This is a genomic window from Arenibacter sp. S6351L, assembly GCF_023016025.1.
Lineage (GTDB): Bacteria > Bacteroidota > Bacteroidia > Flavobacteriales > Flavobacteriaceae > Arenibacter > Arenibacter algicola_B.
Genome location: NZ_JALKBB010000001.1, coordinates 105,606 through 123,588 on the forward strand (window position 1 = coordinate 105,606; position 17,983 = coordinate 123,588).

Below are 17,983 nucleotides of genomic sequence, written 5' to 3' on the forward strand. Positions count from 1 at the left end.
ATTACTTTTGACCACATGCTATCATTTCTAAAAAAAATAGGCCATACGCTCTACAGAATTTGGTTCTATATTTTAGTGGTTTTACCCATTTTAATAATGTTTCCTTTCTTGGTGATTTTTACCCTTTCCGAGAAAACATACCCACAATTCTTTTGGATAGCGCGTAATATTTGGGCCAACACTATTCTTTATGGTATGGGGTGTTTTCCAGTAGTTAAATGGGAGCAAAGGCTTAAAAAGGGTGAAAGTTATATGTTGGTATCCAATCACACCAGTATGTTGGACATTATGTTGATGTTGAAAGTCAGTAAAAATCCTTTTGTTTTTATAGGGAAGAAGGAATTGGTGAATATACCCTTATTCGGGTTCTTCTATAAAAAGGTATGTATTTTGGTGGATAGGGAAAGTGCTAAAAGTAGGACAGCGGTTTATAGAAGAGCACAAAAAAGATTACAACAGGGCTTGAGTATTTGTATTTTCCCAGAGGGCGGGGTGCCCGATGAACATATTATTTTGGACGACTTTAAGGACGGCGCATTTAAAATGGCAATTGCGCATAACATTCCGGTCGTTCCCATGACCTTTTATGACAACAAAAAGCGGTTTTCCTTTACTTTTTATAGTGGTAGTCCGGGGCAGTTACGTGTTAGGGTACATAAATTTTTTGCCACCGATAACCTTAATGAATCAGATAAGATCAAGCTTCGGGAATCTGTCAGAGAGGTAATATTGAATGAGTTGAAGCATTCCTGTTAGCCTTGCAATTCCGCTAGGTTAATCAACAGCTTAAGGGATTAAAACTTCAAAGTAAATCCACTGTAGACACCCAAGGAATAAGGGTTAAAATTGCCCGACGTATTGGAAAAGGTATTCAATTGATATTTAAAGACCGGCTCTACATTAAATTTAAGCTTCGGGGTAAACTTATAATCAAGCCCAAGACCAACGTTAGTGCTAAAATTAACGGAATTGACATTATTGGCCTCCCCAAACTCTGTAGTTTGTCCACTGGATTCCAACACCACGGAATTATCCGTTAGAAAAAGGGAACTTACTCCCCCAATAATATTGACGCCAAATTTACGATCCAAGAGAGCATAATTTAGTTCCAAGGGTACCTCCAAATATCCCATTTGTTGCCCCATTGTTCCCAAACGGGTGGGATTTTTGCCAGTTACGTCCATAGCAAATACGGATCCGGGTTTGGGTATTACATTTTCGCTATTCGGATTATTCAAAATTATGGATTGGGAATCATTGGAATAATTAATATTACTTATTTGGTTCCCGGTGGAAGCATTAAATGAGGAGGTAAAGGAGACGTCGTTGGTATCATACCCATAATCTACCTTATGGATACCGGAACGCACGCTTAGTTTTTTAGAAATTTCATAGGCCACCGTAATACCGTAACTTAGGGTTACACCTCCCGTTTTGCTATTGGAAGCAAGAATAGAGTTGATTGGGGATCCTTCTCCCAAACCGTTAAAGTAAACAGGGGCTATACTGGGACCAGCGGACCACTTACCGTTGCGGGGTTCCTTAACTTCAACAATCTCATTTTCTTCTATGGCCTCTAAAATTGATTTTTTATTTGATGGAGGGTCTTCATAGGTCACCTCCGTAGTTTTCCCAATAGGGTTGTTCGCATTATTGTTTTCTTGAAGAACAATGGTTTCCTCAACGGGGATAGACAGCTCCTTAGGGACTAATGTGTCGTCTTCTTGTCCTTGTTGAACTGAATAGGCCGGGTTTTGGCCCGTTTTATTATCAAGACTCTTAGTGTCCCCACCATTTGCTACCAATTCCTTGGGGACTGGGTGGGTTGTAATAGCATTCTTTTGATCTTTTTGCGAGTCATTGGTTTTTTCGCTGCCTTCGGCAACTATACTTCCATTGTTCGGCAGAGGATTGGTAATTTTGTCCTTAGCCGTTTGGCGTCTTGTATCAATTTTATTTTCCTCCGTAGTTTTTCCTTCATTATTAGTGATGCTGGTAGCTTCCGTGGAAGGTTCCATAAAGCCATTGGGGTCTTTGGCACTTCGGGTTTTATTTTCTACATCCGTAATAATTATCGGTGCTACCTGTTCGGAAGTGGTAAAAGGATCAATAGCAAAAAATAGGATGGCAAGTATTGCTGCCGCTCCGCCAACTTTCCACCAAAGGGGTACAAGCTTGCGGGATCGTTTCTTATTATCCAAGGAAGCGGCTATGGAATTCCAGACTTTTTCGTCAGGAATTTCTTGGAAGTTGGCCAACTTCTCTTGAAATAATTTGTCTAAATTATTTTCACTCATGTTTTTAATTGTTCAGCGGGGATTATAATCATGAAGTTTTATCCTTCCATTATAATTCCAGCTTTATTTGCCTCAATTTTTTCTTTCAATATCATTCTTGCCCTGGCAAGATTGGATTTGGAAGTCCCAAGGGACGTTCCCAACATTTCACTGATCTCTTTGTGGCTATAGCCATCCAACACATAAAGGTTGAAGGTTAAGCGGTATTTATTGGGAAGCTCTTGCACATAACTTAGCAAGGTGGCCAAATCCAGGTTTAAATAGCCCGAATCTTCTGGCATTTCATCCTCTATATTATCTGTGACCAGTGTTAAGGTTTCCTCTTTCCTATATTTTTGTAGTACCGTATTTACAGTAATACGCCTTATCCAGCCTTCAAAAGAACCTTGGTGTTTAAACTGTTCAATTTTGCTGTAGATAGTCATAAAACTATCATGCAGATTGTCTTCAGCCTCCGTTTTATTGCGCGAGTATTTGAGACAAATTCCGAACAGTATCCGGGAATAGTCCCGGTACAACTGTTCTTGTGCTTGTCTGTTTCCCTTTTTGCAATTATTTATGAGCTCTACCAGATTACTCAAAATATGGATTGGGTTATTTACTAATTCTTTAAATTGGTCGTGCCCATATCACTTTCGGGTGCTAATGTGGCCGAACTATCTTCATTGACAGGCACAGTAATTTCTAAATATGTGGGCTCACCATTGGCGTCCTCACCTGTCCAATATCTGAATAAATACGGCTCATCATATAAGACCTCAAAATTAAATGTTGCCACAAGGTCTTCCCCAGTTCCGGTGCATTCCTCTTCATCTTCAATAACAGTACCAATGGTAACCACCTTTCTAGTTGTTAAATCTTCTTTAACTACGTCAAAACCTTCGAAAAAGGTACAATTATTCGGCCTAAAGTAAGTAACTTTTATTTTATAGATTTCACCGTAATCAAATGCCTCGGGCATTTCTACAGATTTTACCTGTAAAGCTTCAAAATGATAGTTAACATCATCATCTATATCGCAAGATGTGAATAATGTAAAAGAGGCAACAAGCAGCAAAAAGAATACTCGTTTCATGTTCTTAATATTTAATTTGTTTTATAATGGTTTTGGAAACCTTTGGCCCTAAATGGAGGAATTACATTTTCGAATTCCATTCGGCAAGACGGTTTCATAACAATTGCTTTTTGCTATAAGATGTAAAGTGGAAATAAAGGTTGCGTGTAGAAATAAAAAATCCCGATTTAATCGGGATTTTTAAGTTTATGACTTTACTGTTTTGATGGCTTCTTTAATTTTGCCTTCCAGTTCTTCGAGTAGTTCCGGATTGTCCAGCAGCAAGCTTTTTACAGCATCCCTACCTTGGCCCAGTTTGGTGTCGCCGTAACTAAACCAGGATCCGCTTTTCTTAATAATTTCAAATTCAACACCCAGGTCGATTATCTCCCCTACTTTGGAAATACCTTCCCCGTACATAATATCGAATTCAGCGGTTCTGAATGGAGGGGCAACCTTGTTCTTAACCACTTTAACGCGGGTCTTGTTTCCTTGAACGCCACCATCCGTATCCTTAATTTGGGTAGATCTTCTTATATCCAAACGTACGGAAGCGTAAAATTTAAGGGCGTTACCACCAGTGGTCGTTTCCGGATTACCAAACATTACCCCAATTTTTTCACGTAATTGGTTAATAAAGATTACGGTACAATTTGTTTTGCTGATAGAACCGGTAAGTTTTCGCAATGCCTGTGACATTAATCGGGCGTGAAGTCCCATTTTTGAGTCGCCCATTTCTCCTTCAATTTCACTTTTTGGGGTCAATGCAGCAACAGAATCGATAACAACGATGTCGATGGCACCAGAGCGAATTAGATTATCGGCAATCTCTAAAGCCTGTTCCCCGTGATCTGGTTGGGAAATGATAAGGTTATCAATATCTACCCCAAGCTTTTGGGCATAAAAACGGTCAAAGGCATGCTCCGCATCAATAAAAGCTGCGATACCTCCATTTTTCTGGGCCTCTGCCATGGCGTGGAGCGTAAGTGTAGTCTTACCCGAGGATTCAGGTCCATAAATTTCAATTACCCTACCTCGTGGATATCCTCCAACACCTAGTGCTACATCCAATCCCAAAGAACCCGAAGATATCACTTCTACGTCCTGTACTACACTATCGCCCATCTTCATTACGGCACCCTTGCCGTAAGTTTTATCCAATTTATCCAGGGTTAGTTTAAGTGCTTTTAATTTTGCGTCTTTTTCGGAACTCATTTTCATATCATATTAGGGATGCTAAAATACCAATTCTTTTTGCATTAAACCACCTATGGTGCGGATTTTATATGAAGAAATTAGAACATTATTTTATTTCAATTGAAATTATTTCTTGGTCCCATTTATTGTCCAATATCCTAATTTACAAGTGTTAACGGACTATGTTTCTCCAATTTTAGCAATATGGCTCTAATTGTGAGCAATTATTTATGGCTTTGGACGCAACCTTTTTTTGTTTGTTGCATCTAAGAGTTAACTAACTCAAATTAGGTTGCTTATTGTTCTGGTAAAACAATAAGGGTTGTGGGTCAATATTTTATTTTTATTCTATGAAAAAGAAAAAACAATATTGACCTTAAAAAGGGTCTTGATAACTTCAAGGTCCTTTTTTATTTTAAGTTTCCACCAAGTGTTAATGCTGTTTACATAAATTTTTTTGTTTATTGCTTTGTACAATCTGCTTTGCCAGAAACCAAAAAACAGATGTTAATCCTTTTAATCCCGACCTATAAATCCTATTTTTGCACTCGTAAAATAATTCTTTAACTTAAAATATTAGTATAGCATGCAACTGTACAATACCTTAAGTGCAAAGGAAAGAGAAGCCCTTATAGAGGAGGCGGGATTGGAACGCCTAACCATTTCTTTCTATCAATATGCACGTATTGGCAATCCGTCAATTTTTCGAAACCATTTATTTATTCATTGGAATGATCTTGATGTTCTAGGTCGTATTTATGTGGCCCATGAAGGCATCAATGCCCAATTATCTGTTCCTGCCGTAAATTTCAATGCCTTTAAGGCCCATTTGGATAGCATCACCTTTTTGGAAAATGTTAGGCTGAATATCGCTATTGAACAGGATAACAAATCATTTTTAAAACTAAAGGTGAAGGTTCGGGAAAAGATTGTTGCCGATGGTTTAAATGACGACTCCTTTGATGTCACCAATAAGGGAATCCATGTGGATGCCGTTAAGTTTAACGAACTTATTGAAGATTCCGAAACCATTTTGGTAGATATGCGCAATCACTATGAAAGTGAAATAGGACATTTTAAAAATGCCATTACCCCGGATGTGGATACCTTTAGGGATTCATTGGATATTATAGAGAAGGACCTCGCGGATCATAAGGAGGATAAAAAATTGGTCATGTATTGCACGGGGGGTATTAGGTGCGAAAAGGCCAGTGCCTATTATAAGCACAAGGGTTTTAAGAATGTATATCAGCTGGAAGGCGGTATTATAGAATATACCCGTCAAGTGAATAACCTTAATTTGGAGAATAAATTTTTAGGCAAGAATTTTGTTTTTGACCACCGTAGGGGGGAGCGGATTACGGATGATGTCATTGCTAATTGCCATCAATGTGGCAGCCCTTGTGACAACCATGTAAATTGCGCCAATGAGGCCTGCCATCTTCTTTTTATTCAGTGCGACGCCTGTGCGGAGTCTATGAACAACTGCTGTTCAGTGGATTGCAAGGAAATTCATGAACTACCTTTTGAGGAACAGAAAAAATTGAGGAAAGGAAAAGTGGTGAGTAACAAGATTTTTAAAAAGGGCAGATCTGAAGTTCTAAAGTATAAGAAGTAAGCCTTTTGTTGAGGTGCTAGGTCATAAAGGTTTATTTTTATCAATAACTGGGAGATTACTTTTTTTTATGCCGGATATAATTTTTTCTGAATTATAAGCCCAAATAAAACAGTGGTTTATTTAATGTAATTCAACAAAGAATAAGTTAAAAACCTCCTGTTTGGGACTATTTTTCCCTGTTTTAAGGGAGCATTAGGCCTCGAACGAAACTCTTTCTTTTCATCGCATTAAAAAAACACTATCTTTACGTTTAATAATTTTATGAACCTTTTTTAGTAAAAGTGTTACATTTTTACTAAACCAAGATACGAAATATGGGTTGTAGCAGTTGTTCAACCGGTAAGGACGGACAGCCTAAAGGATGCAAGAACAATGGTACTTGTGGCACCGATGGCTGTAATAAATTGACGGTATTTGATTGGCTTTCCAATATGTCACTGCCAAATGGGGAAAAACCATTTGATTGTGTGGAAGTCCGTTTTAAAAATAGTAGAAAAGAATTCTTTAGAAATTCCGAAAATCTTTCACTTTCCATTGGCGACATAGTGGCTACACAGGCCACTTCCGGTCATGATGTAGGTATGGTTACCCTTACGGGAGAATTGGTAAGGGTGCAAATGAAAAAAAAGAAGGAAGATTATAATAATCCGGAACTTCCCAAACTTTACCGAAAGGCTTCCCAAAAGGATATTGACATTTGGCAAAAATGTAGGGATAGGGAAGAAGAAATTAAGAAAAGGGCCAGGGAAATTGCCATTGTACTAAAGTTGCAGATGAAAATCTCCGATGTGGAATTTCAAGGAGATGGTTCCAAGGCTACTTTTTATTACACCGCAGAGGAACGAGTAGATTTTAGACAGCTGATCAAGGACATGGCCAAGGCTTTTGGTATCCGAATTGAAATGAGGCAAATTGGCTACCGTCAAGAAGCCCAACGTTTGGGAGGAATAGGTTCTTGCGGAAGGGAATTGTGCTGCTCTACATGGCTAACCGATTTTAGGTCGGTAAGCACTTCGGCGGCTCGCTATCAGCAGCTGTCGCTTAATCCTCAAAAATTGGCAGGACAATGTGGTAAACTCAAATGTTGCCTTAATTACGAATTGGACGTTTATTTGGACGCCTTAAAGGATTTTCCTGGGCAGGACACCAAACTATTTACAGAAAAAGGGATGGCTTTTTGCCAGAAGGTAGATATTTTCAAAGCTTCACTTTGGTTTTCCTATAAAGACGAACCGGCCAATTGGCATGTCTTGTCCAAAGACCAGGTTTTGGAGGTGTTGGAAAAAAACAAAAAGAGGGAAAAAGTAGCCAGTTTGGAGGAATATGCGGTGGACAATGTTCAAGAAGTTGAAAAGGTGTTTGAAAATGTAGTAGGGCAGGACAGCTTAACGCGATTCGACACTCCCAAGAAAAGAAGGTCCAACAGGAATAACAAGAAAAAGAAGCGAAGCAATTATAAAAAAAGGCCTACCAAAAATGCTTAAGAGTTTAGGTGTATTTTTTTTAGTAATTTTTATGGTTTCTTGCGATAAGCAAACCATAAAGTCCGATTATAGTCCAACACAGAATGGACGATGGAATAAGGATAGTGTAGTAAAATTTTCCTTCCAGGAACTGGATACCCTTCAAAAGTATAATATGTTCATCAATCTGAGAAATGATGGGACATACCCTTACAGCAACCTTTTTTTAATTGCGGAGTTAAAGTTTCCCAATGGCGATATGGTAAGGGATACCTTGGAATATGAAATGGCCAAACCTGACGGACAGTGGTTGGGAACGGGCTATGGCAGTTTAAAGGAAAACAAATTATGGTATAAGGAAAACGTCGTTTTTCCGTCTTCAGGCGTATATACCCTAGAAATTTCCCATGCCATGCGCAAAAATGGCCAAGTAGATGGAATTGTCGAATTGGAAGGTATTACCGATGTGGGGTACCTAATCGAAAAAAGTAATCAGTAGGCTTATGGCAACAGCTACCAAGAAGAAGAAAAAAAGCAGCAACAATTTTTTTAAATTCATTAAATGGTTTTGGGTACTGTTTTTTTTAGGCGCCCTATCCGTAGTTTTGATCTTCCTTTTGGCTTCTTGGGGAGCCTTCGGAGCCATGCCGGAATATGAGCGTTTGGAGAACCCACAGACCAACTTGGCCAGTGAAATTATTTCTTCCGATGGTGAGACCCTTGGTAAGTTTTATCTAGACGATAATAGAACTGATGTTGCTTATGAAGAATTGCCCAAAACTTTGGTGCAGGCTTTGGTAGCTACTGAAGATGCACGGTATTACGAACATTCGGGAATAGACGCCCGCGGTACTTTAAGGGCTTTTGTCTATTTGGGCAAAAAGGGAGGAGCCAGTACCATATCCCAACAATTGGCTAGGCAATTGTTTGTTGGGGTGCGTTCCAAAAACATTTTTGAAACTATTACCCAAAAAATAAAGGAATGGGTGCTTGCCATAAGATTGGAGCGCAGCTATACCAAGGAAGAAATCGTTAAGATGTATCTTAACATATACGATTTTAACTATAATGCCGATGGTATTAGATCTGCCTCCCGTATTTATTTTGGAAAAGAGCCCAAAAATCTAAAAATAGAAGAGTCTGCAGTTTTGGTGGGTATGCTTAAAAATTCTTCATATTACAACCCCATCCGGCGTGAAGAATTGGTTTTAAATCGTAGAAATACGGTCTTGTCCCAGATGGCTAAATATGATTTTATAACGGAACAGCAAAAGGATTCCTTGCAGGCCTTAAAAATGGATATCAATTTTAGTCCTGAATCGCACAGAGAAGGCTTGGCTACCTATTTTAGGATGTACCTTCAAGGGTTTATGAACAGATGGATTAAGGATAACCCCAAGCCGGCATTGAAGGGAGAAAGTGATAAATGGAATATTTATTTGGACGGGTTGCGTATCTACACCACTATAGATTCGCGCATGCAAAAAAATGCGGAGGATGCGGTAGCGGAACATATGAAAAGATTGCAAGCCGAGTTTTTTCATCAAAACACCCCTGACCGTAATAAAACGGCACCCTTTATTCAAGAGGTTGATGGGGAAATTGATCGGATTATGGAGAGGGCTATTAAATCCTCTCACAGATGGCACAACCTTGAGGATCAAGGGAAGAATGAAAAGGAAATAAGGGCTTCCTTTAACGAGCCGGTAGAGATGACGGTTTTTGATTGGAATAGCGAGACCAAGGAAAAGGATACGGTTATGACTCCTATGGATTCCATTAAATATTATAAATCCTTTTTGAAGACCGCTATGATGTCCATGGAGCCACAGACAGGACATGTAAAAGCCTGGGTAGGAGGTATAGATTATAAGCATTTTCAATATGACAACGTTATCCAAGGGGCTAGGCAGGTAGGATCTACGTTTAAACCTTTTGTTTATGCTGCCGCCATTGACCAATTGCGTCTTTCGCCCTGTGATATACTTCCGGACAATCAATATTGTATTGAGGCCAATAAACATGGAAATCCGGATCCTTGGTGTCCTAAAAATTCCGATGGTAAATATTCGGGGGAAATGCTAACCCTTAAAAACGCTTTGGCAAATTCAGTAAATACGATAACTGCTCAATTAATAGATAGGGTAGGCCCCAAAGCAGTGGTGTCCATAGCCAAAAATTTGGGAATTACAGGGGATATACCTGAAGTGCCTTCTATTGCCTTGGGAACTGCAGACCTTAATGTGTATGAGATGGTGGGGGCCTATGGTACCTTTGCCAATCAAGGAGTTTATGTTAAACCGGTCATGGTAACCAGGATCGAGGACAAGAATGGGACGGTATTGTACGAGTATGTACCGGAAACAAAAGATGTTTTGAGCAAGGATGTATCCTATGCTATGTTAGACCTTATGTCTGGGGTAACCCAAGGAGGATCTGGGACAAGATTAAGAACCACTGGAGCAGATAAATATAGAGCGGAATATAAGGAGATCATAACTGGTTATCCTTATGAATTTAAAAATCCTATTGCAGGTAAAACGGGTACTACCCAGAACCAAAGTGATGGATGGTTTATGGGAATGGTTCCTAATTTGGTAACGGGAGTTTGGGTAGGTGGAGATGATAAAGCGGTTCATTTTAGGACCATTACTTACGGACAGGGAGCTTCCATGGCTTTGCCAATTTGGGGCTTGTATATGAAAAAGAATTATGCCAACAAGGAATTGGGTATTTCCGATGGAGAATTTGAAAAGCCCGAAAATTTATCCATTAATGTAGATTGTTCCAAGACCTCTATGGAGGAGGATAATAAAATAGATTTAGAAGACGATTTGGATTTTTAGTACCATAAAAAATTAATGCCAAAAATGCCCTTGCTTTTATCTGAAAGTTAAGGGCATTTTTCGTTAAAAACCCGTATTTTAGAGAGAGCAAGGAAATAAGTTAAATTAAGTCGGTTTTATATGATACAAAAAACAGTTGCCAACGTGGAGGAGGCCTTACAGGGGGTAAAGAATGGAATGACTTTTATGCTCGGAGGATTTGGATTATGTGGTATCCCTGAAAATGCTATTGCGGCATTGGTAAAAATGGGGGTCAAGGATTTAACCTGTATTTCCAATAACGCCGGAGTGGACGATTTTGGTCTTGGTCTCTTGTTGCACAAAAGACAGATAAAGAAAATGATCTCTTCCTATGTAGGGGAGAATGATGAGTTTGAACGTCAAATGTTGAGCGGGGAATTGGACGTAGAATTAACCCCCCAAGGAACTTTAGCGGAAAAATGTAGGGCCGCACAGGCCGGTTTCCCCGCCTTTTATACTCCGGCCGGTTATGGAACCGAAGTAGCCGAAGGCAAAGAGACTAGGGAGTTTAATGGGAAGATGTATGTATTGGAAGAGGCCTTTAAGGCCGATTTTTCCTTTGTCAAGGCTTGGAAGGGCGATGAGGCAGGGAATCTAATATTTAAGGGAACCGCCCGCAATTTTAATCCGGCCATGTGCGGCGCTGCCAAGATTACGGTGGCTGAGGTAGAGGAGTTGGTTCCAGCAGGGCAGTTGGACCCCAACCAAATTCACGTTCCAGGAATTTTTATACAGCGTATTTTTCAAGGAAAAAATTACGAGAAAAGAATTGAGCAGTTGACAGTACGTAAAACTAATTAGTCGATTTGAAAATTATCTGATTTGAAAATTTGATAATATGAGGAATGATAAGGAGAATTTAATAGTTAAGAAAACTTTCGATTTTTCCTTACAAATTATTGAATATTGTGAAGAATTGAGAACTATAAATAAGTACGAAATGGCTTCTCAATTGTTTAAAAGTGCAACTTCTATTGGAGCAAATACATGGGAGGCTCAGAATGGAGAAAGTTCTGCCGATTTTATTCATAAGTTTAAAATTGCAGCTAAAGAGGCTGATGAAACTTTATATTGGATAGAACTTTGCCAAGCATCAAGACACTATCCAAATCCGCAAGAAGCCCTTTTTTCAGAGTTGGAATCTATTATTCGAATTATTTCGAAAATTATAGGCACAAGTAAACGTGCCAAATCATCAAATTAACTAATTATCAAATCAACATTATGTTGGATAAAAACGGAATAGCAAAACGCATTGCAAAGGAAGTAAAGGACGGATATTATGTAAACCTGGGAATAGGGATACCTACTTTGGTGGCCAATTTTGTCAGGGATGATATCAGTGTGGAATTTCAAAGTGAAAACGGGGTGTTGGGAATGGGGCCTTTTCCTTTTGAAGGGGAAGAGGATGCCGATATAATCAATGCAGGCAAACAGACCATCACAACACTGCCAGGAGCCTCGTTTTTCGACTCTGTAACGAGCTTTGGGATGATTCGTGGCCAACATGTAGACCTTACCATTTTGGGAGCCATGGAGGTTTCTGAGAATGGTGATATTGCCAATTGGAAAATTCCGGGAAAAATGGTCAAGGGAATGGGTGGGGCCATGGATCTGGTGGCTTCTGCTGAGAACATCATTGTTGCCATGATGCATACCAATAGGGCAGGCGAATCCAAGTTGTTAAAGAAATGCACTTTGCCATTAACCGGAGTTGGGTGTGTAAAAAAGATTGTGACCAATTTGGCCGTACTGGATGTGACTCCCAAGGGATTTAAATTGTTGGAAAGGGCGCCTGGTGTTAGCGTTGATGAGATAGTGAAGGCTACTGAAGGGAATTTAATAGTAGAAGGCGATATCCCAGAGATGGATATTTAACGGGTATGTTCAATTAAGTGTATCATATTTTATTGAATTTTTATTTTATAATACTCTTAAATGAACAGTCTCTATTTAACATTTTGGAAAGGGTATATATCGATCAAAATAACTATTTTTATATGCATACAACAATTACTGTATGTTTCACAACAATTTTTTAAATGTTGCGTTTATCTGAATTATATTGCAATTAATAACATAAGTTAAACCCCAAATTTAACAACTACTAAACCTAAATTATTATGGAAGCCCAAATTAACCACACCCGCACTCAAAAAGAAATTCAAGTTTATCGAAATGACTTTTTCACAGGCATTGTAAGATTGACAAAAAAATTATTTATGCTATAGCATAAATCAATAGTTTACAAAGGGAGCATACTTTATAGTATTGCTCCCTTTTTTGTTTTGGAACAAATGAAAAGTCGTATTTTTAAGGAGGAAAGCAAAGCAATGAAACTACATTTGAGGCCATGCTCCGTTACCGATTTGGGGGTTTTGGTTAATCTAGGCAGAAGTACCTTTATAGAGGCTTTTGAAAAGGACAATAAGCCGGAGGATTTTAAGGAATACCTGGATTCCGCTTTTGGCGAGGAAACGCTTTTGAAGGAACTCAAGGATATTAATTCATCCTTTTATTTTATTTATGAGGATTCCAGTTTAGTGGGATACATAAAATTAAACGAAAAGGAAGCCCAATCGGATATTAAGGATATTGATTCCATAGAGTTGGAACGGATCTACGTTCTGGCAGAATTTCAAGGTCAAGGAATTGGGGAGTGGATACTACGGCAGGTAATATCCATTGCAAAAGCCAAAAATAGGTTTTATTTGTGGCTTGGTGTTTGGGAGCACAATCCTAAGGCCATTAAATTTTATCAAAGATTGGGGTTCTATAAGTTTGGTAGCCATCCTTATTTTATTGGTAATGATGAGCAAACGGATTGGTTGATGCGGTTGGACCTTCAGGAGGGATTGTCGATATAAACCCTATATATTAAAGCTTGCATAGAATTGCTGTGGCCTTTTCCAAAGTTTCGTTGGTCTTCGCGAAACAGAATCGCATTAAGTGATTATCAATCCCCATAGTATTGAACCCGGAAATAGGAATACTGGCTATTTGGAATTCCTTTACCAGACGTTCCGCAAATACTTCATCCAGTTCAAGGGTAATGTCACTAAAATCCACCAATTGAAAATAGGTTCCTTGGCTGGGATGTATTTTAAATCTAGAATTGCTTAATCCGGAAAGAAAAAGATCGCGCTTATCCTGATAAAACTTGTTGAGACTAAGATAGTGTTCTGGTTCCTTTAAATAGGTGGCCAAAGCTTTTTGAACGGCATGGTCAGCACTAAATACATTAAACTGATGGGTTTTACGAAATTCGTGCATTAGTTCGGACGGGCCTGCACAATATCCCATTTTCCAGCCGGTTATATGAAAGGTTTTTCCGAAGGAACCACAGACAAAGGTACGGGTGGCGAGGTCGTCGAATTTTGAAGCGCTTTCATGCTCAAGGTCATCAAAAACAATATGTTCGTATACTTCATCGCTAATGACAATTATATCTGTTTTTTCAAGACTTTGCTGTAATTGAAGCATATCTTCTTTGGTGAATATGGTGCCACTAGGATTGTGAGGGGTGTTAATTATGACCATTTTGGTTTTAGAGGTAATCTTGGAACGGAATTCTTCCCAGTCCACCTTAAAATCGATATTGTTTAGTTGTACAAATACTGGAATGCCCCCATTGACTTCAATGGCGGGCTCATAACAGTCGTATGCAGGCTTAATGACTACAACCTCATCACCATGGCTTATAAATGCCGTAATGATGGTAAAAATGGCCTGTGTGGCACCGATGGTCACGGTTATTTCGCTGTCCGGATTGTAGTGTCTACCATAGAGTTGTTCAATTTTTTCTGCAATTATTTCGCGAAGTTCCAGGACACCTGCCATAGGGGCATATTGATTGTAGCCCTGTTTCATGGCCTGTGTTACCAAATCTATCAAGGAAGGATCGGGCTCAAAATTCGGGAAGCCCTGTGATAGATTTATGGCGTTGTGTTTTTGCGCCAATTGCCCCATGGTGGTAAAAATCGTAGTTTTTACATTGGGAAGCTTAGAGAATATTTTGTGGCTATATTTGGGCATTTGAGAGCGTTTTAATTTGTTATAGGTAGATTAGGATTGCTGCGTTTGTAAATGCTGAATTACCTGATCTAGACATTGATCCAATTCTTTCTTAATTTCCCTCTCCCAAAATCTGAAAACGGTATAGCCCAATTGTTGTAGCTCTTGGTTCACTTCCTTATCCCGTTGAATATTACGTTCAATTTTTGGAATCCAGAACTCTTTGTTCGTTTTAATTTTTTGTTTCCTTTCTTTCCAGTTATAACCATGCCAGTATTCCCCATCTATAAAAATAACGGTTTTGTATTTTTTTAGGACTATATCGGGTTTGCCTATCAACCTCTTGTAGTCAATTCTATACCGATATCCTTCGGCCCATAGAGCCTTTCTAAATTTCAATTCGGGTATAGTGTTTTTGCCACGGATCTTTCCCATCATCTTGGAGCGTTCCGGAGTGGTATAAAAACCGGACTCTTCATTAAAACGCGGAACTATTATCCGTTCTTCCTTATATTCCTTGTTCATACTTAAAGATACTTGATTTTTAAAATATGAATAAACAAAAACCCCATTCCTGAAAAGGGATGGGGTCTGTTTCTTTAGATTATAAATTATATTGTAATCCGTACTATCCTTTTATGCTGGCACTGAAAAACTCCCTGTTCATACGGGCAATGTTTTCCAGGGAAATTCCTTTCGGACATTCTACCTCACAAGCACCTGTATTGGTACAGTTTCCAAATCCTTCCAAATCCATTTGAGCAACCATATTTTTCACTCGGTCCGTAGCCTCAACCCGTCCTTGTGGAAGTAATGCGTATTGGGATACTTTGGCCCCAACAAATAACATGGCAGAGGAATTTTTACAACTTGCTACGCAGGCGCCACAACCAATACAGGTAGCGGCATCCATGGCGGTATCGGCCGAATGCTTATCTATTGGAATGGCATTGGCGTCTTGGGTATTTCCAGAGGTGTTGACCGATATATAACCACCAGCCTGTTGAATACGATCAAATGAACTGCGGTCTACGACCAAATCCTTGATAACCGGAAAGGCTTTTGCCCTAAACGGTTCAATGGTAATGGTATCACCATCCTTGAACATTCTCATATGCAACTGACATGTGGTAACCCCCCTATCCGGGCCATGGGCTTCCCCATTGATGTACATAGAGCACATACCGCAAATACCTTCGCGACAGTCATGATCAAAAGCAACAGGCTCTTCCCCTTTATTGGTTAGCTGTTCGTTTAAAACATCCATCATTTCCAAGAAAGACATGTGTTCTGAAATCTCAGTCACTTTATAATCGACCATTTTACCTTTGTCCTGTGGTCCTTTCTGTCTCCAAATTTTTAATGTAAGATTCATATCTTAAGTATTGAGTAATGAGTACTAAGTAGTGAGATTTCTAATATCTCACTTCTAATATCTCAATACTATTTATTTATAACTTCTTTGTTTTAATTCTATATCCTTAAATTCCAATTGCTCTTTGTGCAAAACGGCATCCGAAGGTTCCCCTTTGTATTCCCAGGCAGCTACGAACGCATAGTCCATATCGTTACGTTTTGCTTCCCCTTTTTGCTCTCCATCGATTTCTACCGACTCCTCACGGAAATGTCCACCACAGGATTCCTCGCGCATTAAGGCATCTTTGGCAAACAATTCTCCCAATTCCAAGAAATCTGCCACTCTTCCTGCTTTCTCCAATTCCGGATTCATCTCATTGGCGGAACCAGGGACTTTTACTTCCTTATAGAACTCTTCACGAATAGCCTTAATTTCTGCAATGGCTTCCTTGAGGCCTTGAGCGTTACGGGACATACCACATTTGTCCCACATAACTTTACCTAAACGTTTATGGAAATAATCTACTGAATGCGTTCCTTTATTATTGACAAAGAAATTAATCCTTTCGGTTACTTCTTTTTCCGCTGCGTCAAATTCGGGAGAGTCCGTTGGAATTTTACCTGTCCTAATTTCATGGGAAAGGTAATCACCTATAGTGTACGGCAATACAAAATAACCATCGGCCAAGCCTTGCATTAATGCAGATGCTCCCAAACGGTTGGCACCATGATCGGAGAAATTTGCCTCTCCAATACAATACAATCCTTCTACGGTAGTCATTAGGTTGTAATCTACCCAAACTCCGCCCATGGTATAGTGGGTTGCAGGATAAATCATCATTGGGGTCTTATATGGATTTTCATCTACGATTTTCTCGTACATCTGAAATAGGTTTCCATATTTTTCTTCTACTACTGCTTCGCCCAGTGCTGTAATTTTTTCTTTGGACGCATTTTGTATTCCGTGAATTTTAGCCTGTTCCAAACCGTATCTTTCTATAGCGGACTTAAAATCCAGATATACGGCTTCCCCAGTGGCGTTGACACCATATCCGGCATCACATCTTTCTTTCGCTGCTCTGGAAGCCACGTCACGTGGCACCAAGTTTCCAAAGGCGGGATATCTTCTTTCTAGATAGTAATCCCTTTGATCCTCGCTCAACTGGGTAGGTTTTAATTTGCCTTCCCTAATGGCCAATACATCTTCCATATTTTTAGGGACCCAAATACGTCCATCATTTCTTAATGATTCGGACATTAAGGTCAATTTGGACTGATAGTCTCCCGAGCGTGGGATACAGGTTGGGTGAATTTGGGTATAACAAGGGTTGGCGAAAAAGGCACCCTTTTTATGTATTTTCCATGCTGCTGTGGCGTTAGATCCCATGGCATTTGTAGAGAGGAAATATACATTTCCATAACCCCCGGATGCAATTACTACGGCGTGTGCGGAATGGCGCTCTATTTCCCCGGTAACCAAGTTACGGGCTATAATACCACGCGCCTTGCCATTAACCTTTACAACATCCAGCATTTCGTGCCTGTTGTACATTTCTATTTTCCCACGGGCAATCTGTCTGTTCATGGCAGAATATGCCCCTAACAATAATTGTTGTCCTGTTTGTCCTTTAGCGTAAAACGTACGGGAAACCAAAACACCACCAAAAGAACGGTTGTCCAATAATCCACCATAATCCCGAGCAAAAGGTACCCCTTGTGCTACACATTGATCAATGATATTGGCCGAAACCTCTGCCAAACGATATACGTTGGCCTCACGTGAACGGTAATCCCCTCCTTTTACAGTATCGTAAAACAAACGATAGGTAGAATCCCCATCCCCTTGATAGTTTTTTGCGGCATTAATACCCCCTTGAGCAGCAATGGAATGCGCCCTACGTGGGGAATCCTGATAGCAGAATGCTTTGACCCTATAACCTAGCTCGGCCAAGGTTGCAGCGGCAGAACCTCCTGCAAGGCCAGTACCAACAACAATAACGTCGATGTTTCGCTTATTCGCAGGATTTACCAAGTTTATTTTATCCTTATAGGTAGTCCATTTATCCTTTAATGGGCCTTTTGGTATTTTAGAATCCAATACAGACATAGAATTGTAT

Annotated in this window: 17 protein-coding genes; 9 read left to right on the top strand and 8 right to left on the bottom strand. The window is 39.6% G+C overall.

Translation table 11 applies throughout. The features are described 5' to 3' along the window. Positions 1–15: 15 nt before the first annotated feature. On the top strand, positions 16–756 hold the full coding sequence (locus MWU82_RS00410; RefSeq protein WP_247094859.1) for a lysophospholipid acyltransferase family protein: 741 nt from the start codon (positions 16–18) through the stop codon (positions 754–756). A gap of 38 nt (positions 757–794) precedes the next feature. On the opposite strand, the gene MWU82_RS00415 is transcribed toward MWU82_RS00410, so the two are convergent. The 4 genes from MWU82_RS00415 to recA form a co-directional block, all read right to left on the bottom strand. Next, a complete protein-coding gene (locus MWU82_RS00415; RefSeq protein WP_247094860.1) occupies positions 795–2,297 on the bottom strand; it encodes an outer membrane beta-barrel protein in 1,503 nt (500 codons plus the stop codon). Positions 2,298–2,335: 38 nt separating this feature from the next. Then, the gene (locus MWU82_RS00420) at positions 2,336–2,878 is read right to left on the bottom strand and encodes an RNA polymerase sigma factor (protein WP_247094861.1); all 543 of its coding nucleotides are present in this window, start codon (positions 2,876–2,878) and stop codon (positions 2,336–2,338) included. A 20-nt stretch (positions 2,879–2,898) separates the two neighbouring features. Further along, positions 2,899–3,372 (bottom strand): hypothetical protein, encoded by a 474-nt coding sequence (locus tag MWU82_RS00425; protein ID WP_215947606.1) that lies wholly within the window; start codon positions 3,370–3,372, stop codon positions 2,899–2,901. A 186-nt stretch (positions 3,373–3,558) separates the two neighbouring features. Beyond that, complete coding sequence (gene recA / locus MWU82_RS00430) at positions 3,559–4,566, bottom strand: recombinase RecA (RefSeq protein ID WP_215947607.1); 1,008 nt, start codon at positions 4,564–4,566, stop codon at positions 3,559–3,561. Between the two features lie 568 nt (positions 4,567–5,134). Between recA and MWU82_RS00435 the strand changes: the two genes are divergently transcribed. From MWU82_RS00435 to MWU82_RS00470, 8 genes are all read left to right on the top strand, one after another. After that, the gene (locus MWU82_RS00435) at positions 5,135–6,166 is read left to right on the top strand and encodes a rhodanese-related sulfurtransferase (protein ID WP_215947608.1); all 1,032 of its coding nucleotides are present in this window, start codon (positions 5,135–5,137) and stop codon (positions 6,164–6,166) included. Between the two features lie 314 nt (positions 6,167–6,480). Then, positions 6,481–7,650: a regulatory iron-sulfur-containing complex subunit RicT gene (ricT, locus tag MWU82_RS00440; RefSeq protein WP_215947609.1), complete on the top strand. Its 1,170-nt coding sequence runs from the start codon at positions 6,481–6,483 to the stop codon at positions 7,648–7,650. After that, complete coding sequence (locus tag MWU82_RS00445; protein ID WP_215947610.1) at positions 7,643–8,128, top strand: gliding motility lipoprotein GldH; 486 nt, start codon at positions 7,643–7,645, stop codon at positions 8,126–8,128. Before ricT ends, MWU82_RS00445 begins: the two co-directional genes overlap by 8 nt. A gap of 4 nt (positions 8,129–8,132) precedes the next feature. Then, positions 8,133–10,475, top strand: a complete 2,343-nt coding sequence (locus MWU82_RS00450) for a transglycosylase domain-containing protein (protein WP_247094862.1) — start codon at positions 8,133–8,135, stop codon at positions 10,473–10,475. A 120-nt stretch (positions 10,476–10,595) separates the two neighbouring features. Continuing rightward, on the top strand, positions 10,596–11,297 hold the full coding sequence (locus tag MWU82_RS00455) for a CoA transferase subunit A (protein ID WP_215947612.1): 702 nt from the start codon (positions 10,596–10,598) through the stop codon (positions 11,295–11,297). A 37-nt stretch (positions 11,298–11,334) separates the two neighbouring features. Next, on the top strand, positions 11,335–11,700 hold the full coding sequence (locus tag MWU82_RS00460) for a four helix bundle protein (protein ID WP_247094863.1): 366 nt from the start codon (positions 11,335–11,337) through the stop codon (positions 11,698–11,700). A gap of 20 nt (positions 11,701–11,720) precedes the next feature. After that, positions 11,721–12,374 (top strand): CoA transferase subunit B, encoded by a 654-nt coding sequence (locus MWU82_RS00465; protein WP_215947614.1) that lies wholly within the window; start codon positions 11,721–11,723, stop codon positions 12,372–12,374. A gap of 419 nt (positions 12,375–12,793) precedes the next feature. Then, entirely contained in the window at positions 12,794–13,363 is a 570-nt protein-coding gene (locus MWU82_RS00470) for a GNAT family N-acetyltransferase (RefSeq protein WP_247094864.1), read from the top strand. Positions 13,364–13,373: 10 nt separating this feature from the next. Here the strand turns inward: MWU82_RS00470 and MWU82_RS00475 are convergent, their stop codons facing one another. The 4 genes from MWU82_RS00475 to MWU82_RS00490 all read right to left on the bottom strand — a co-directional run bounded on the left by MWU82_RS00475 (position 13,374) and on the right by MWU82_RS00490 (position 17,973). Beyond that, positions 13,374–14,531, bottom strand: a complete 1,158-nt coding sequence (locus MWU82_RS00475; RefSeq protein WP_247094865.1) for a methionine aminotransferase — start codon at positions 14,529–14,531, stop codon at positions 13,374–13,376. A gap of 30 nt (positions 14,532–14,561) precedes the next feature. Next, a complete protein-coding gene (locus MWU82_RS00480) occupies positions 14,562–15,035 on the bottom strand; it encodes a very short patch repair endonuclease (RefSeq protein ID WP_215947616.1) in 474 nt (157 codons plus the stop codon). A gap of 103 nt (positions 15,036–15,138) precedes the next feature. After that, on the bottom strand, positions 15,139–15,885 hold the full coding sequence (locus MWU82_RS00485; RefSeq protein ID WP_215947617.1) for a succinate dehydrogenase/fumarate reductase iron-sulfur subunit: 747 nt from the start codon (positions 15,883–15,885) through the stop codon (positions 15,139–15,141). A gap of 72 nt (positions 15,886–15,957) precedes the next feature. Next, entirely contained in the window at positions 15,958–17,973 is a 2,016-nt protein-coding gene (locus tag MWU82_RS00490; RefSeq protein ID WP_247094866.1) for a fumarate reductase/succinate dehydrogenase flavoprotein subunit, read from the bottom strand. Positions 17,974–17,983: the final 10 nt, after the last annotated feature.

Bases quoted from the DNA above. Each gene is read 5' to 3' on its own strand.
- MWU82_RS00490 (WP_247094866.1), bottom strand. From the start codon at position 17,973: ATGTCTGTATTGGATTCTAAAATACCAAAAGGCCCATTAAAGGATAAA.
- MWU82_RS00445 (WP_215947610.1), top strand. From the start codon at position 7,643: ATGCTTAAGAGTTTAGGTGTATTTTTTTTAGTAATTTTTATGGTTTCT.
- MWU82_RS00485 (WP_215947617.1), bottom strand. From the start codon at position 15,885: ATGAATCTTACATTAAAAATTTGGAGACAGAAAGGACCACAGGACAAA.
- ricT (WP_215947609.1), top strand. From the start codon at position 6,481: ATGGGTTGTAGCAGTTGTTCAACCGGTAAGGACGGACAGCCTAAAGGA.
- MWU82_RS00435 (WP_215947608.1), top strand. From the start codon at position 5,135: ATGCAACTGTACAATACCTTAAGTGCAAAGGAAAGAGAAGCCCTTATA.
- MWU82_RS00425 (WP_215947606.1), bottom strand. From the start codon at position 3,372: ATGAAACGAGTATTCTTTTTGCTGCTTGTTGCCTCTTTTACATTATTC.
- MWU82_RS00480 (WP_215947616.1), bottom strand. From the start codon at position 15,035: ATGAACAAGGAATATAAGGAAGAACGGATAATAGTTCCGCGTTTTAAT.
- MWU82_RS00415 (WP_247094860.1), bottom strand. From the start codon at position 2,297: ATGAGTGAAAATAATTTAGACAAATTATTTCAAGAGAAGTTGGCCAAC.
- MWU82_RS00475 (WP_247094865.1), bottom strand. From the start codon at position 14,531: ATGCCCAAATATAGCCACAAAATATTCTCTAAGCTTCCCAATGTAAAA.
- MWU82_RS00470 (WP_247094864.1), top strand. From the start codon at position 12,794: ATGAAAAGTCGTATTTTTAAGGAGGAAAGCAAAGCAATGAAACTACAT.
- MWU82_RS00455 (WP_215947612.1), top strand. From the start codon at position 10,596: ATGATACAAAAAACAGTTGCCAACGTGGAGGAGGCCTTACAGGGGGTA.
- recA (WP_215947607.1), bottom strand. From the start codon at position 4,566: ATGAGTTCCGAAAAAGACGCAAAATTAAAAGCACTTAAACTAACCCTG.
- MWU82_RS00410 (WP_247094859.1), top strand. From the start codon at position 16: ATGCTATCATTTCTAAAAAAAATAGGCCATACGCTCTACAGAATTTGG.
- MWU82_RS00450 (WP_247094862.1), top strand. From the start codon at position 8,133: ATGGCAACAGCTACCAAGAAGAAGAAAAAAAGCAGCAACAATTTTTTT.
- MWU82_RS00465 (WP_215947614.1), top strand. From the start codon at position 11,721: ATGTTGGATAAAAACGGAATAGCAAAACGCATTGCAAAGGAAGTAAAG.
- MWU82_RS00460 (WP_247094863.1), top strand. From the start codon at position 11,335: ATGAGGAATGATAAGGAGAATTTAATAGTTAAGAAAACTTTCGATTTT.